The following is a 15,656-nucleotide window of genomic DNA, read 5'->3' as shown; positions in this document are numbered from 1 at the left end:
CAGTGACAAAGCCCCGGCGCGCAGCGCCGGGACCGCATCTCACTCCAGAGTCACGCCGAGGGTAGGGGCTACAGCTCCAGCCAGAACCGGGCGTCATCCTTGACGCGCGGCCCCCATGTCGCGGTGATCGCCTTGGCCGTGTCCGGATCATCGGGATTGATCGTTTCTTGCAGCGCCAGCAGCTCGCGCCGTTTGTCGCGCAATGTCTTGGCTAGGGCGGGGTTCGTGTCCTTGATTTCGTGGAGGCGGGCCGAGATCATCCCGCGCGCCTGGTTCAGAATCCCGATGGCGATTTGTGCCGCGACGATGTTGTCATAGGTCCATGTTGCGGCCTGCCCTTCGGGGGCGAGGCGTTCGGCGCAGATCGCGGCGACGGCCTCTTGCAGCGCCTTCACGCGGTCGAGCAGCCAGGCCAGTTCCTCGCCGGTGATTTCATAGGCCGGCGAATAGCGGGCATCGACATAGGCACGATCGAGGCGGGTAAAGCAGCGCCGGGCGAATTTCTTGTCGCGCGGCCACGCGGCGATGAGCTGCGGGGCAAGGCGTTCAGCCTGGGAACGCAGGAAGGTAAGCCGGTGGGACTTAGGAGAGTAGAGCGCCAGGACGAGCAGGATGCAATGATAGAGCCGTTCGGCGGTTTGATGCAGCAGAAACGCGGCCTCATTCCGGAACCCGTCATCTATCGCGACCGTGGCGAGTTTCAGGAAGCGGTCTGCGCCCGGAAACCAGTGGTCGAAATGTCGGCGCGCTTCGGCTTTAGCAACCTCCGGCGCTAACGGTTTAGGTTCAATGAGCGGGAAGCCGGGCGCTTCATAGATCACGAGGCCGTCGCGGGCTATGTCCACGAAGAAAGGGCGGCCGTGGGCGAGCTGGTCGTTCACATCGTGGAGGGAATGGACGATGAAGCTGACCGGCGTTGCCAGGTGCTTTGTCACGGTCAGCTCCTGCAGGAAGCGTTCAGCGGCCTTTTCCCAGGCTTCATGCTGTTCCGCAAAGCTGTCGTAGTTGACGACGACGAGTAAATCATAGTCCGAGCGATAGCCGCTCTTGCGGTCCTCGACCCAATCGCCGCGCGCATAGGAACCGAACAGGATCAGCTTGAGGATGCGGCCACGCTTACCCTTATCGGAGAGCTTGGTTTTTAGGGCGTCCTCAAATTCATCGAACAGGATCGCGGCGACCCGTTCCAGTTCGCGCCGCTTTCTGTCAGGCAGACGGGCGAGGCTTTCAGGGAGCGTCATATAGCCCCCTGAACTCCGCATCGGCGTAATAGGCGAGCTCGCCGGCGACGACGGGCCGTTGCCCGGCCAGGAACAGCAATTCGAGATTTTGCGGCAGGTTGCGGACTTCATCGGGGGTCAGCAGCGGCCGGGCGGTGTGTTGCTCGCCGTAGGTAATGCCGGTCTTTTCGGCATCGAGGGCGCGGCTCATGGTCTGGAACACGACCGTCTCTTGCCCGAGCAGATCGGAGACGAGGCGGGCGCTATCGTGATCGTTGACGCCGAAGACCTGTAGGACGCCGGCGTTCGACAGGAATGTGCCGGCGCGCTGGCCGTAGGTGGCGCGGAGCTGGTGAACGTCTTGCAGGATCGGCCAGAGCTGGACGCCGTAGCCGGCCATGAGGCCCATTGCGCGCTCGACGGGGGCCAGGTGGCCGAGGGCGGCGAATTCATCGAGCAGATAGAGGACCGGCACGGCCGGCTTGGCGGGATCGCGGGCCATGTCGGTGAGGCTTTGCGCGACGAGCAGGCGCAGCCAGCGCGAATAGGTGGACAGGCGATCGGGCGGCAGGACGAGGAACACCGAGACGTTGCGGCGCTTGAGATCGGCAAAGCGGAAATCGGAGCGGCCGAGGACTGCGACCATGCGCGGGCTGTCGAGGAAATGGGTATGGCGCTGCGCGGCCGAGCAGATCACGGAGCGGTCGGCGGTGAGCAGATTCGGGATGATGGTTCCCACCCCCTTGCCGGTGCGCGTCGGGGCCATCGTCAGCAGATGGGCCGGGCCGTCATAGCGCAGGAGCTTTCCCGTTTTGGCGTCCCGGCCGATCAGCAAGCCGGTATCGGCGCGGGCGAGGGGAGCCATTTCCTTGTCGGTAGCGAAGCGGGCCGAGCCGTGGGTTTCGCCTTCCATGTTCCCGAAATGGATAATCAGCGGATTGGTGATGACGCGGAAGACGATGGCGGCCAGCACCAACAGCGTGACGAGATCGAGCGCGATGAAGGGAATCGTGCCGGGACCATAGCCGAGATCGTTAAGCGCAAACCGGCCACCCATACCAACGACGAAAAGCGCAACGATGAGGATAAACAGAACGCGCAGCACCGTTTGCCAGATGCGGAACGGCAGAGTTATCAGGGAGGCAAAAGCCCATACAGGATCATGCGCGGCGGTGCGCAGCATATTCTTGAAAGCGCCCCATGCGAGCGTTGCCCGGTTCACGATGTTGCCTCGCCGGCGCTCCCCGCCGTTTGTGCATCGGCCGTCTTGCCGATCAGATCGGCAAAGAGCTCCTTGTCGCCGTCGCGCGTCAGGAAGCCGGGCAGCTCCCGGCGGAGCCACTCGCCCAGGTTCCGAGAAAATTCATCCTTTCCGCTTTCGAGGCGATGCAGGACGAGCGCGCCGAGCAGCACCTTACGGCGTGTATCGTTGGCACGTTCCTGTTTGCCGAGGCGCGCTTTCAGGGAGGCGCGTTGGGCGTCGAGTTGAGCCAATCGTTGTTCTATGGTTTTTCGGGCCATGCCATATCTCTTTCCGGTAACTTGCCTCTAAAGGCTGTCATCTCGTTGCCATCCACATCGCGAACCATGATAGAATGAATGTCGGGCCGCGCCCTGATGAGGGTGGCAATGCTCTCAATAATATCGACCGGCATGTCCGGCGTGTAGATCACTCCCACACCACTTCTAATCTCCTGAACGCCGTCCTCACTATCCCTCATGCTTCTGCCTTACGCGCGTGCGCTGTCCGTTGCGCCGATGTATCGCGATCATCAGGAACTTCTGTTACATCCTCCGGAATACCAGACACGCCTGAACTGTTGTCGATAACAGGTTTTGGCCGAACGTGCATCAAGCCATCATCGAGAGCGAGCGCGGCATCGAGAGTCTGATTTCTTTCTTCCGCCATAGGAAAACCCTTCTGTCGTTGTCAGTTTGTTTGCAGTGTAACCGAACATGAGTGTTGCTCAAGCTGTTTGCATTGTAGCCTTGAAAATTCCTTGCATTTGTAGCACAATCCGGCCTCACCTTTTCTTGCGCTAGCGTTGCCGCAAGCGCCACACCTAGCGACGAAAGAGCGTAGCGATTGAGTTTAGAAGGGCGCACTTACGAGTTACTGCGTAACTCAGCGCGCCGCCAGCTTGTAGGCTGGCGGGAAACCTTGAAACGGGATCGAGGAAACAAGTTGGCAATCTACCATTTGAGCATGAAGCCAGTTTCGAGAGCGAGCGGCCGTAGCGCCGTCGCCTCGATGGCTTATCGTGCCGGGGAGAAGCTGACCAACGAGCGCGACGGAATCACGCATGACTACACGGCCAAGCAGGGCGTGGAACATGCGGAGATCGTCTTGCCGCAAGGTGTTTCGGCCGATTGGGCGCGGGATCGGTCGGACTTGTGGAACGCCGCCGAGTTTGCCGAGAAGCGGAAGGACGCCCGCGTTGCCCGCGAATTCGAGATTGCCTTGCCGCACGAGCTTTCGGCCGAGGAACGGCTAGAGGCCAGCCGAGAGTTCGCGCAGGAGCTGGCCGACCGCTACGGCGCTGCCGTGGACTTCGCCATTCACGCACCGCACGATGCGAGCGACGTTCGCAATCATCATGCGCATGTGATGATGACGACGCGGCAGGTGACGGGGGACGGCTTAGGCGAGAAGACCTATCTTGAGCGCGAAAACAAATGGCTCTTGGCGCACGACCTGCCGACGACCGATATGCAGCTCCGCGACCTTCGCCAGAGGTGGGAGGGGATCGCCAACGAGCGGCTGGCGATGGCCGGGCTTGATATCCGGATCGACCATCGTTCGCACATGGAGCGCGGGCTTGAGATCGCGCCGACCGAGCATATGGGCGTCCATGCCACGCAGATGGAGCGGCGCGGGCTCGACGTGTCGCGGGCGAGGCTGGACGAGGAAGCGGCCCGGCGCAATGCCGAGCTGATCCGGGAGAAGCCCGAGCAGGTTCTAACCCTCATCACCGGGGAAAAGAGCGTGTTCGACCGGCACGACGTTGCGCGGGCGCTGCATCGCTACATCAACGACGACCCGCAGGAGTTCCAGAGCGCGTTTGCGAAGGTGATGGCCTCGCCGGCGCTGGTGGAATTGCAGGCCGAGCGCGCGGACCCCGCAACGGGCGAGATCGAGCTTGCGCGCTATTCGACCCGCGAAATGGTCGAGATCGAATCCGGCATGATCGAGAGCGCGCAGCGGATGCACGGCGCGCATGGTCATGGCGTCGATCGCCGGCATGTCGAGCGCGCCATAGAGCGGCAGGACGCCGCCATTCAGCGCAGCGCCGGCGATGCTTCCGCCCGGCTGTCCGATGAGCAGCGCCGGGCGATCGAGCATATCACCGGGCCGGAGCGGATCGCGGCCGTTGTCGGCTATGCCGGCGCTGGCAAGTCCACCATGCTCGCGGCGGCGCGCGAGGCATGGGAGGCCGAGGGCTATCAGGTCCACGGTGCGGCCTTGTCGGGGAAGGCGGCCGAGGGCTTGGAGGAAAGTTCCGGCATCCAGAGCCGCACCCTCGCGTCATGGTCCCGCGGTTGGGAGAACGACCGCGGCACGATCGGCCGCGGCGACGTGTTCGTGATCGACGAGGCCGGCATGGTCGGGAGCCGCCAGCTCGCCCGCTTCGTTGGCGAGGCCGAGGCGCGCGGGGCGAAGATCGTCCTTGTAGGCGACCATGAGCAGCTACAGGCGATCGGGGCCGGCGCACCGTTCCGGGCGATCACGGAGGAAATCGGCCATGCCGAGCTGTCCGAGATACGCCGGCAGCGCGTGGACTGGCAGCGGGAGGCTTCCGTTGACTTCGCCACGCACCGGACGGCCGAGGGGCTGGCGGCTTATCGGGATCACGGCAATATCAGCTTTGCCGAAAGCGGCGAGGACGCGCGCGGCCAGATCGTGCGCGATTATCTTGCCGATCGCGACGAGCGGCCGGAGGGAACCCGCGTAGCGATGGCGCATCGCCGGGCCGATGTTCGCGCCATCAATGACGCGATCAGGACCGAGCTACAGGACCGGGGCGAGCTGGCGCAGGGCGAGGACGCCGGCGCGTTGACCTTCCAGACCAATGACGGCAAGCGGGAGTTCGCCCCCGGCGACCGCATCGTGTTCTTGGAGAACAACCGCGACCTTGGCGTGAAAAACGGGATGCTAGGCACGGTCGAGCATGTCGAGCCGGGCCGCATCATCGCCACGCTGGACGGCCGCGAGCGAAGCGTTTTCGTGCCGATGGGCGATTATCAGGCGATCGACCACGGCTATGCGACGACGATTCACAAAAATCAGGGGGCGACGGTAGACCGCGCCTATGTGATGGCGTCGGGGACGATGGACCGGCATCTAACCTATGTCGCCATGACCCGGCATCGTGACGGGGTGCAGCTCTACGCGGCACAGGACGAGTTCACCAATGCCGGCCGGCTGGTCGAGCATGGGGCCGCGCCCTTCGAGCATGACCCGCAGAAGTCCGGCAGCTATTTCGTGACGCTGGAAAACGACAAGGGCGAGCAGCGCACCCTATGGGGCGTCGATTTAGAGCGCGCCATGAAGGAGGCCGCGCCGGAGATCGGGGAGAAGATCGGCCTACAGCATGAGGGTTCCACCCCCGTCACCTTGCCCGATGGCACGCAGACGCACCGGAACACATGGAAGGTTCAGGACGCCGGCGAGCTGGCCTATAGCCAGCTAGAACGCCGCCTGTCCCGGTCGGGCGTGAAGGAAACGACGCTCGATTATACCCGCGACTTTGCCGAGCGGCGCGGGATCGCGGAGCAAATGGGCGTCCGCAGCGAGATCGAGATTCCGGCCGAGCGCGCCGGGCTACGTGCGGAGCGGGAGTCGACGGCCGAGGATCATGCCCTTGATCGGAGATCCTCGCAAAAAATCCGCGCGGATCTCGCGCAGGATCTTCGTGCAGATCCGCGCGAGGATCTCGCCGGCGATCGGCAGCAGCGTCAACGGCCGTTCGAGGGCCTGAAACTCGGGCGCGGCGCGGCGGCCGAGGGGCCGCAGCAGGACCGCGCCGACGAGAACGGCCCGCAGATCGACCAGAAACGGCCACAGCAGGCCGAGAAGCAGCGGCGCGGTATGTTCGCCGGCCTCAAGCTCAATGCGCATCCTGCCCCCTCACAGGAGCGCGGCGAGCGGCCGGAAAGGGAAGGGAGCTTGCGGCCGGCGCCGGCGCCCGACCGGCTGGCCGAGCGGGCGCGGGGGCAGTCGCCGCTTGAGCAGGCCGTTGACCGCTATTCGCGGGCTTATGAATCGGTCGCGCAGCATCGGCGCGAGGGTCTGCCGGTTCTCGACATGCAGCGGCAGGAAATGCGCGATGCCGGCCAGCAGCTCGACCAGGTGCGCGACGGCATGAAAGATTTGATGCGCTCGACGCTGCAAAACGACCCGGCGACGGCGCGCGCCATGACCGAGCTTTCCGGCCGGGAGCGTGTCGCGCATGTTATCGACGGGATGAAGCGCGAAAACGCCGCGCTGCAAGACCCGAATGTCAGGGCCGAGCGGTTCGTTGAACGCTGGCAGGAACTACAGGGCCAGCGCCGGGAGCTTCGCGGCTGGCAACATGACGACGCCCGCGCCAAGGTCGAAAGCCAGATGAGCGGCCTTGCCAAGAGCCTTGAACGCGACCCGCAGGCGGAATCCATCGTGCGGAATCGCAGCCGGGAGCTTGGAATCGGGCAGGAGCTTCGCCGGGACCAGAGCATCGCCCGCGAGCTGCAAGACGAAATGACACGCGGCCACCGGCTTAGTCGGGGCATCGGCATGGAAAGGTAGGCACGGAGAATATGGCGGAGCTGGACGACGACAGGGAAGGAATCGAGCCGGAAGCACTGGACGAGGACGCCGGCGACCCGGCCGCCGCGTTCGATGCGCTACGGCGCACGATCGAGACGCAGGGCGCGCAGATCGGCGCGGAAATGACCGTGATGCGGCGCGGGCTGGAAGCTGCTTTCGACCAGCTCGAAAGGATCGAGCCGGCGCAGGACTACAAGCCCCAGCTCGCCCAGCTCGTGCAGGCGCTCGACAATGTTGCGGAGCGGATGCACGGCGTAGAGCAATCGCCCATTCTCAAGCAGGGCGCGCAGCACTATGCGGCGGTCCTCGAGCGCAGCGGCGAGGCCCTTATACGCACCGCCGCGCAGCAGCTCGAGCGGCAGGCGTCCGACCTCGAGCGCGCCGGCCGGAACCTCGCCGCCCACACGAAAAGCGCCTACGACCGGAAAAGTCAGGATTTCCGCATGTGGATGGCCGGCCTTGTCGGGCTGTTCGTCGGCATATTCCTGATTTTGCTGTTGCCGCGCTTCCTGCCCTTTTCGGTCGACAGTCATGTTGCGGCGATCGTCATAGGTCAGGACCGCTGGAACGCCGGAATCTCGCTGATGAGATCGGGAAGTCTCAGAGACTGGAATAATCTGGTTTCAGCCAGCGACCTTGTGCGGGCCAATCGGGCGGCGCTGAAGGCGTGTGCTGAGGCGGCGGCCACGGCGAAGCATGATCAACGTTGCACGATCACAGTGTTAGCGAAGACGCCGTAGAAAAAGCTACAAGGAGGAACGAAAGATATAGTCAACTTGGTCCTGAACGAGGAACTCCACCAATTCCTGGGCAAAGGCTGGCAATCCCTGCAGATTGCGCAGGCATATTTTCAGCTCGCGCTCGGCCCACTCGTCGCTAAGGCGCAGTGCCTTGATTTTGTGGCTCGCCTGAAGGCGAAGCGCGACTGATGCCGGGAGCAGACCAACACCCACATTCGCCTCTATCATCCGGCACATGGCCTCGAACCCGGAAACACGGATGCGCACATTCAGACTCACGCCCATGTCAGACGCCACCTGATCGGCGAAGCTATGAATGGCGCTTCCTGCATGGAGCGAGACGAAATTGAGGCCTGTGGCCTGCGCGAAGGCGATTTCATTTTCCTCTGAAAGAGCGTGCCCGAATGGGACCGCCAGCACGAGCCTGTCGTGCTGATAGGGGATCATCTCCAATCCATCGGCTTGCACGGTTCCAGCCAGTATGCCGATATCCACGCTGCCATCCGCGACCGCGCGCGCGATATCGGGACTGAGCTTCTCCTCCAGGTCGATATCGACCTGCGGATGTGTGGCGAGCCACGCACCGAGTGCTGCCGGCAGGAGCTCGGTGATGGCCGTCGTGTTGGCGAAAATCCGCACCTTGCCCTTGAGCCCGTGCGAAAATGCCTGAAGGTCGCCATGCAAGCATTCAAGTTGCTGATACACCCGCAGGGCATGGCCAAGCAGCACTTTGCCGGCGCTGGTCAGGTCGACGCCGGCGCTATGGCGGCGTAGAAGCTGCGTGCCAAGCGCCTCCTCGAGGTTCTTGATCCGCAGGCTGACTGAGCCGAGCGACAGATTCGACCTGTTGGCCCCACGTGTCAGGTTGCCGGCCTCAGCAATGTTGATGAACAGCCGCAGATCGACGAGATCATAGTGTGGAATTGACATCTGCTTCCTGACCGGTCTGCCGCTGCGTCTGCCCTTGATGGTTTCGATGCAGGCAAAGGCTGCCTTTGGCAATACCGAATTGCAGCCTTCGTCCAGAAAGGCAAATGACATGGGTGTAGGGATCACCTCCCGATCACCGACGAGCATGCAGGACTGACGCGCCATGACGAAAGAGACAGCCTTCCCAAGCGCTGAACTGGCCGCCTTTGCGGCGGTGCTGAACTTTGCCGACATCCCCGACGAGGTCGTGGCACGTGCCGAAGACCTCTTTGTCGACTGGTTCGGTTCCGCCCTCGCGGGCAAGGGCGCACGTCCGGTCGAACTCGTCGCAGGCTTTGCCCGCGCAATGGGTCCCTCGCAGGGACCCTGCGAGGTCCTGATCGACCGCAGCTCGACGACGCCGTTTTTCGCAGCCCTGGTCAATGGCGCCGCCTCGCATTTCGCCGAGCAGGACGATGTGCATAATGGTTCGGTGTTTCACCCTGCCGCGGTGGTATTCCCGGCAGCCCTGGCTGTAGCGCAGGCAATTGGTGCGTCGGGTCGCGATTTTATCACGGCGGCGACAGCAGGCTACGAGGTCGGCATCCGCGTCGGCGAGTTCCTCGGCAGATCACACTACAAGATATTCCATACGACCGGCACCGCAGGCACGATCGCTGCCGCGGCCGCCGTGGGGCGGCTGCTCGGCCTGTCACCCGCCGCCATGCTGGATGCATTCGGCTCAGCTGGCACCCAGGCTGCGGGGCTTTGGGAATTTCTGCGAGATGCAGCTGATTCAAAACCGCTTCACACCGCCAAGGCTGCCGCCAACGGTTTGACTGCGGCCTATCTAGCGAAGGAAGGTTTTACGGGAGCCAAGCAAATCCTCGAAGGTCTGCAAGGCATGGGCAAGGGCATGTCGACTGATGCCGATCCGCTGCGGCTGACCGACAGGCTTGGCTCGCGTTGGGCACTGGCGGAAACATCGTTCAAATTCCATGCCTCCTGCAGGCATACCCATCCTGCCGCCGATGCTCTGTTGACCGCGATGCAGGAGAACGAGCTGCGCATTTCGGATATCTCAGCCGTGACCACGCTCGTCCATCAGGGCGCAATCGATGTCCTTGGACCGGTTACCAATCCGAGCACAGTCCATCAGGCGAAGTTCTCGATGGGCACCACCCTCGGTCTCATCGCCTCTTACGGCAAGGCCGGAATGGTTGAATTCGAGGATGGCTTTGCCAAGCCGGAGGTCGTCGCCTTTCGCAACCGGGTGGAGATGGTGCTCGACGATGAAGTCAACACTGCCTATCCGGCACGATGGATCGGCAAGGTGCGGGTGCAGACGACGGACGGGCGCACGATCGAGTCGCGGGTGGACGAGCCGAAAGGCGATCCCGGCAACACGCTGAGCCGCGCCGAAATCGAAACCAAGGTCAAAGGCCTCGCTCGTTTCAGTAATGGCGCAAACACAGCAGAGATGGAGCACCTTCTACCCCGCCTGTGGTCGTTGACGGCCGCCAACCATGTCGGCTGGCTGCTGACCGGAAAGGAAGGCTGATGCGGCTGGGTGCTGCCTCCACCTTTCTTTTTGTTCCGGGTGATCGTCCAGAACGTTTCGAAAAGGCCATGTCTTCCGGCGCTGATGTTGTGATCCTCGATCTCGAGGACGCGGTCGCGCCCGACGCTAAGGACAGAGCCCGTGCCGCTGTCGCCGCGTTCTTGAGCGACGAGAGGCCGGTCATCGTCAGGCCCAACGCAATCGGCACGCCGTGGCATGAGGCCGATATGCAAGCCATTTCGAAGCCGGGACTCGCCGGCGTGATCCTACCCAAATCCGAGCACGCCGGAGACCTTGAAACATTAAATGCACGGTATCCTCATGTGCCTCTTCTGCCATTGATCGAGACCGCGCGGGGCTTCGCCAATATTCCCGAATTGGCGAGAATAGAAGGCGTTTGCCGCTTCGTGTTCGGCACCGTCGATTTCCAGCTCGATATGGGTATCGACGGCGAAGGCGACGAATTGCTCTTTTACCGCTCCCAGCTGGTGTTTCAGTCCAGACTCGCTGACCTGGAAGCGCCAATAGACGGTGTCAGTCTCGCAATCAGCGACAAGGTCGCGCTCGGTGTCGAAAGCGCGCGAGCACGGCGGCTGGGGTTCACCGGCAAGCTCTGCATTCATCCGGCGCAGGTTTCTGTCGTCGCCACGGCATTTCAGCCGACTGAGGACGAGTTGGAAAAGGCTCGGCGCGTCGTTGCCGCCGCCGACACCTCATCCGGTGTCGTTGTCGTGGATGGACGCATGGTGGACCGCCCGGTGATCGAGATGGCGCGCCGCGTTCTAAGATCGGCGTCGCCCGCCGGACACTTCGCCTGACGAGCACCAGCAAGCAATAAGAAACGGATATCAAATGACCATCAAGGACCTCCCCCAAGGCGACGAGATTGCTCAGATCAGGCAGAGCGTGCGGAAATTGTGCGAAACATTCCCACCGGAATACTGGCGCAAGCTCGATCGCGAGAGCGCCTATCCGAGCGAATTCGTGAAGGCGCTTTCGGATGCTGGCTACCTGTCGGTGCTCATTCCTGAAGAATATGGCGGCTCGGGCCTGCCGCTGACGGCGGCAGCGGCGATCCTGGAGGAGGTCCAGCGCGCCGGCGCCAACGGCGCGGCCTGTCACGCGCAGATGTACATTATGGGCGCGCTGCTGCGGCACGGGAATACCGAGCAGAAGGCAAAATACCTGCCCGGCATCGCCGCTGGGAAACTGCGGTTACAGGCCTTCGGCGTGACCGAACCGACCAGCGGGACCGACACCACGTCGATCAAGACATTCGCCCGGCGCGAGGGTGACCACTATATCATCAACGGGCAGAAGGTCTGGACCTCGCGCGCCGAACACTCCGACCTTATGCTTTTGCTGGCACGGACCACGCCGAAGGAGCAGGCCGCCAAGCGAACCGACGGCATGTCGGTCTTTGTAGTCGACATGCGCGAGGCGCTCAAGGACGGCATGACCATCAAGCCGATCCGCACGATGATGAACCATTCCACCACCGAGGTTTTCTTCGACAATGTGAAGGTGCCCGTTGAAAACCTGCTTGGCGAAGAGGGCAAGGGCTTTCGCTACATCCTTTCGGGCATGAATGCAGAACGCATCCTGATCGCCGCCGAGTGCATCGGCGACGCCAAGTGGTTCATCGAGAAGGCATCGGCCTATGCCAGCGAGCGCAACGTCTTCGGCCGGCCGATAGGCCAGAACCAGGGCGTGCAGTTCCCGATCGCCCGCGCTTACGCGCAGATGCGCGCGGCCGAACTGATGGTTCACCAGGCCGCCACGCTGTTTGAAAGCGGACAGGACTGCGGCGAGCAGGCCAATATGGCCAAGATGCTGGCGGCGGAAGCGTCGTGGGCGGCGGCGGAAGCCTGTGTGCAAACCCATGGCGGCTTTGCCTTCGCCGAGGAATACGACGTGGAACGTAAGTTCCGCGAGACCCGGCTCTATCAGGTCGCGCCGATCTCGACCAACCTTGTGCTGAGCTATGTCGCCGAGCATGTCCTTGGCATGCCCCGCTCTTATTGAGGACGATATCTATGCTGCCATTGGAAGGTTTGCTTGTTGTCTCCATCGAGCAGGCGGTGGCCGCGCCAACTTGTACGCTGCGCCTCGCCGATGCCGGGGCGCGTGTCATCAAGGTCGAGCGTGCCGAGGGAGAGACGGCGCGCCACTACGACCAAGCCGTGCATGGCACCAGCGCCTATTTCGCCTGGCTCAATCGAGGCAAGGAAAGCGTCGTCCTCGATATCAAGGACAAGGATGACCGGGCACTGCTCGAGCGCATGGTGGCGAAGGCGGACGTTTTCATCCAGAATCTCGCGCCGGGCGCCACGCAGCGGCTCGACCTTGGCGCTGCCGATCTCGTGGCACGCTACCCGCGCCTCATTGCGCTGGATATTGTCGGCTATCCGCAGGATTCGACCTATAGAGACATGCGCGCCTACGACATGCTGATCCAGGCGGAAAGCGGCGTCTGCGCCGTCACCGGCACACGCGACACTCCGGTCAAGGTCGGCGTGTCGCTGGCCGACGTCTCCACCGGCATGAATGCGCATGCCGCCATTCTGGAAGCGCTGATCGAGCGCGCGCAGACAGGTCGCGGCAAGGCGATAGAGATCGCCATGTTCGACGCCATGGCCGACATGATGAGCGTTCCGCTGCTGCATCACGACTACGGTGGCAAGCAAACGCCGCGAACCGGGCTCGCTCACGCCTCCATTTATCCTTATGGCAGCGTGTCATGCAGCGACGGCCAGGTCGTCATCGTGATCCAGAATCCAGGCGAATGGCGGCGCTTCTGCACCGGCGTGCTGAAACGGACGGACTTGATCGATGATCACCGTTTTGCCAACAATCCAAGCCGGGTCGAAAACCGTGAAACCCTTGGCGAAATTCTTGGCTCGATTTTTGGCGAGATGACGCGCGCACAGGCCATCGCACTCCTCGAGGAAAATACACTCGCCTGGTCAAACGTCTCCACGGTTGCCGACCTGTCTGGCCATCCGGCCCTGCGCCGCATCGCACTCGAAACGCCGGGTGGGGTGTTCAATGGTGTCGCTTCGCCAGTGCGCCGCGAGATAAAGGGCGGCCCGGTGCCGCCTCTGGGAGCCCATACCGAAAAGGTAAAGCAAGAGTTTGCAGAGAATGCGGATGGTTGAGGTGGATATCGAGCATCTACGCGAATGGATCGGCAGGACAGAACAGAAAAGCGACGTGGTGACGCCCGGATTGGTGGAGCGGCTGCGGGCAATGCTTGGCGACACTGCCTGTGCCACGCCCGATGCCTTGCCGCTGGCAATTCACTGGTGCCTTGCCCCTCCTGCCGTGCCTCCCGCCGAGATCGGATCGGACGGGCATCCAGCCCGGGGCGGATTCCTGCCGCCCGTCCCGCTTCCGCGCCGCATGTGGGCCGGGGGAGCACTTGAGTTCCATCAGCCGATCATTGCCGGCGATACCGTCACCCGCATGTCCCGTATTGCCGATGTCGCCGAAAAAATCGGCCGCACCGGCCATCTCGTCTTCGTCACTGTCGAACACCAGATATTGACGAACAATTCATTGGCAATCAGTGAAAGACAGGACATCGTCTATCGTGGGGCGCAGGCGACCGCAGGCGGCAAACCCGCCACGCCGGTCCAAACACGCCAAGCTGATCATTGCGAGACAGTCCAGGCGACGACGACGCTGCTCTTCCGCTATTCGGCGCTGACCTTCAACGGACATCGCATCCATTATGATCGCGACTATGCACGCGATATCGAGGGTTACCCCGGCCTCGTCGTCCACGGCCCCTTGCAGGCGACGATGCTCGTCAATTTCGCCTCGCGCTTGAAAGGCGGGCGGTCCCCCAAGAAGTTTTCCTACAGAGGCCTTTCGCCGCTATTCGATGGCCCCGAATTCACGCTCAACGCCATCATCAAGGATGAGGCCGTTGAACTCTGGTGCGCCGATCACAACGGAACCACCACAATGAATGCCACCGCAATCTTTGCAGCGTGAAATGTCCCAAGAGCACCTGCAAGCTTATAGTCATCATCTGATCCGTCACCGTGCTCTTAATTACGCCACAAGCTCAGCGCGATTATTGGCAGAGTTAGAGCGGTGTCACCAGCATGCCGATCGTACTCATAGGCCGAGCGGTCGACGTGAACTGTTGGTTATTCATGAATCTACGACAATCTTGAAACGCCCGACTGTTGCATCGCCGGCATAGACGGAGAAACGAGCGTGAAGACGTTCGTTGATATATCTGCACATGAGTTTTCGCAGTGCATTGCCTTCTAGCCGGTCTAGGGGAATCTCTTCCGGTGTATAGCCTATGACGCCTCCCACTGAAGGAACCGCAGCCGCCGTTCCTCTATAAAACACGTTCAGTGTATCGGTGTCGTTCTCCTCATAGACGGAATAGAGGAAGTCCAGATCATAGCTAACACCGAGTGCAGCAAGGTCGCCGCGAAGGGTACCAGGCTCCGATCCCGCGCCGAGCGCCCTGTTGGTCGGTAGAGCAAGCATTCCACTTTTACTGGCGAGAAAGAGAATGCGTCCCTGTGCCTCAAGGATGGCGCCGACTCGCGTCTTCCGATTTCGCCCGGCGACGATGTCTTGTTCAAGCTGGAAGGAAACGTAGGTTCCGCGGCAATATCCCAACGGACTCGCTGTCGAATGATCGTATGATTGGACGTTTCCGACGAGGATGATGTGATCGCCCGCATCGATTCGATCGTGCATGCGGCATTCGAACCAGGCAGTGCTTCCCTCCAGAATGGGGTCGCCAAGGTCGCCCCGGCGCCAGTTTATGCTGCCGAACCGGTTGATGCCACGAGTGGCAAATACGGCTGAAACATCCCGCTGGGTCTCGGCCAGAATATTGACAGCGAAATGTTGCGCGGCCTCGAAAGCCCCTGCGTTTGAGGATTCCTTGCCAAGACAGACTAGCACCAGCGGAGGATCGAGTGAAACCGATGTAAAGGAATTGGCGGTGAAGCCCCTTCCTCTGTGGTTCGTCCGGCAGCAGCACTCAGGATCACCAGCCTGTCGAGGCGCGACGGATGATCGAGCGCGAAGCGCTGCGCGATCATGCCACCGAGCGAATGGCCTGCTAGATGGCACCGATCAATTTCGAGCCGGTCCAAAAGCTCTCTCAGGTCGGAAGCGAACAGTTCGAGCGAATAGGGGCCAAGCGCGCGGGTTGTCTCACCATGGCGAATGCACCATTCCCAAAGATCGGCGGGGTTGCCGGGAATATGATCGCCCCAGCGCTCTTTCAGTTCCACGAACGCCAGCGCCGGGGCGCTGTCCTGTGCGTTCTTCATGTAGCGCTCGACGCCTTCGTGAGAGGCCGAAATCTCCAACGCGGATGCGCCACGCGAATAGGGGTCAGAACAAGAGCAGTGCGAAATCGTACCCTAAGGTCGAACGGA

At 62.1% G+C, this 15,656-nt stretch carries 15 protein-coding genes; 7 read left to right on the top strand and 8 right to left on the bottom strand.

The genetic code is table 11. The annotated features are described in order from the left end of the window. Positions 1-68: 68 nt before the first annotated feature. The 5 genes from RNA01_RS19480 to RNA01_RS19460 are packed head-to-tail and all read right to left on the bottom strand — an operon-like array spanning position 69 to position 3,129. Positions 69-1,241: a nucleotidyltransferase and HEPN domain-containing protein gene (locus RNA01_RS19480; RefSeq protein ID WP_147181853.1), complete on the bottom strand. Its 1,173-nt coding sequence runs from the start codon at positions 1,239-1,241 to the stop codon at positions 69-71. Next, positions 1,228-2,403, bottom strand: a complete 1,176-nt coding sequence (locus RNA01_RS19475) for a type IV secretory system conjugative DNA transfer family protein (protein ID WP_371864081.1) — start codon at positions 2,401-2,403, stop codon at positions 1,228-1,230. The genes RNA01_RS19480 and RNA01_RS19475 overlap by 14 nt, the downstream gene beginning before the upstream one ends. 35 nt (positions 2,404-2,438) lie before the next feature. Next, the gene (locus tag RNA01_RS19470; RefSeq protein WP_147181826.1) at positions 2,439-2,741 is read right to left on the bottom strand and encodes a mobilization protein; all 303 of its coding nucleotides are present in this window, start codon (positions 2,739-2,741) and stop codon (positions 2,439-2,441) included. Continuing rightward, entirely contained in the window at positions 2,723-2,941 is a 219-nt protein-coding gene (locus RNA01_RS19465; protein ID WP_147181825.1) for a hypothetical protein, read from the bottom strand. Before RNA01_RS19465 ends, RNA01_RS19470 begins: the two co-directional genes overlap by 19 nt. Beyond that, positions 2,938-3,129, bottom strand: coding sequence for a hypothetical protein (locus tag RNA01_RS19460; RefSeq protein WP_147181824.1), 192 nt, complete (start codon positions 3,127-3,129; stop codon positions 2,938-2,940). Before RNA01_RS19460 ends, RNA01_RS19465 begins: the two co-directional genes overlap by 4 nt. A gap of 276 nt (positions 3,130-3,405) precedes the next feature. On the opposite strand from RNA01_RS19460, the gene traA reads away from it, so the two are divergent. Together traA and RNA01_RS19450 are read left to right on the top strand one after the other, a co-directional pair. After that, the gene (traA, locus tag RNA01_RS19455) at positions 3,406-7,005 is read left to right on the top strand and encodes a Ti-type conjugative transfer relaxase TraA (protein ID WP_147181823.1); all 3,600 of its coding nucleotides are present in this window, start codon (positions 3,406-3,408) and stop codon (positions 7,003-7,005) included. Between the two features lie 11 nt (positions 7,006-7,016). After that, the gene (locus RNA01_RS19450) at positions 7,017-7,766 is read left to right on the top strand and encodes a DUF6118 family protein (RefSeq protein ID WP_147181822.1); all 750 of its coding nucleotides are present in this window, start codon (positions 7,017-7,019) and stop codon (positions 7,764-7,766) included. A gap of 6 nt (positions 7,767-7,772) precedes the next feature. Here RNA01_RS19450 and RNA01_RS19445 read toward each other — a convergent pair whose 3' ends face one another. After that, positions 7,773-8,861: a LysR family transcriptional regulator gene (locus tag RNA01_RS19445; RefSeq protein WP_210245782.1), complete on the bottom strand. Its 1,089-nt coding sequence runs from the start codon at positions 8,859-8,861 to the stop codon at positions 7,773-7,775. Between RNA01_RS19445 and RNA01_RS19440 the strand changes: the two genes are divergently transcribed. The 5 genes from RNA01_RS19440 to RNA01_RS19420 are packed head-to-tail and all read left to right on the top strand — an operon-like array spanning position 8,860 to position 14,235. Beyond that, entirely contained in the window at positions 8,860-10,236 is a 1,377-nt protein-coding gene (locus tag RNA01_RS19440; protein WP_147181821.1) for an MmgE/PrpD family protein, read from the top strand. The two genes, RNA01_RS19445 and RNA01_RS19440, sit on opposite strands and share 2 nt — an antisense overlap. Beyond that, positions 10,236-11,054, top strand: a complete 819-nt coding sequence (locus RNA01_RS19435; protein WP_147181820.1) for an HpcH/HpaI aldolase/citrate lyase family protein — start codon at positions 10,236-10,238, stop codon at positions 11,052-11,054. The genes RNA01_RS19440 and RNA01_RS19435 overlap by 1 nt, the downstream gene beginning before the upstream one ends. A 34-nt stretch (positions 11,055-11,088) precedes the next feature. Further along, on the top strand, positions 11,089-12,261 hold the full coding sequence (locus tag RNA01_RS19430) for an acyl-CoA dehydrogenase family protein (RefSeq protein WP_147181819.1): 1,173 nt from the start codon (positions 11,089-11,091) through the stop codon (positions 12,259-12,261). Positions 12,262-12,272: 11 nt separating this feature from the next. Further along, on the top strand, positions 12,273-13,394 hold the full coding sequence (locus RNA01_RS19425; RefSeq protein WP_147181818.1) for a CaiB/BaiF CoA transferase family protein: 1,122 nt from the start codon (positions 12,273-12,275) through the stop codon (positions 13,392-13,394). Then, positions 13,387-14,235 (top strand): HTD2 family dehydratase, encoded by an 849-nt coding sequence (locus tag RNA01_RS19420; RefSeq protein ID WP_147181817.1) that lies wholly within the window; start codon positions 13,387-13,389, stop codon positions 14,233-14,235. Before RNA01_RS19425 ends, RNA01_RS19420 begins: the two co-directional genes overlap by 8 nt. 162 nt (positions 14,236-14,397) lie before the next feature. Here RNA01_RS19420 and RNA01_RS19415 read toward each other — a convergent pair whose 3' ends face one another. Together RNA01_RS19415 and RNA01_RS24165 are read right to left on the bottom strand one after the other, a co-directional pair. After that, complete coding sequence (locus RNA01_RS19415; protein WP_235916783.1) at positions 14,398-15,174, bottom strand: flavin reductase family protein; 777 nt, start codon at positions 15,172-15,174, stop codon at positions 14,398-14,400. Beyond that, positions 15,168-15,587, bottom strand: coding sequence for an alpha/beta fold hydrolase (locus tag RNA01_RS24165; protein ID WP_235916781.1), 420 nt, complete (start codon positions 15,585-15,587; stop codon positions 15,168-15,170). Before RNA01_RS24165 ends, RNA01_RS19415 begins: the two co-directional genes overlap by 7 nt. Positions 15,588-15,656: the final 69 nt, after the last annotated feature.

The organism is Paenirhizobium naphthalenivorans (assembly GCF_007992095.1).
In the GTDB taxonomy this organism is placed as follows: Bacteria; Pseudomonadota; Alphaproteobacteria; order Rhizobiales; family Rhizobiaceae; genus Allorhizobium; species Allorhizobium naphthalenivorans.
Note: the sequence above shows the minus strand (reverse complement) of the source record. Positions and strands in the feature narration are given on the sequence as shown.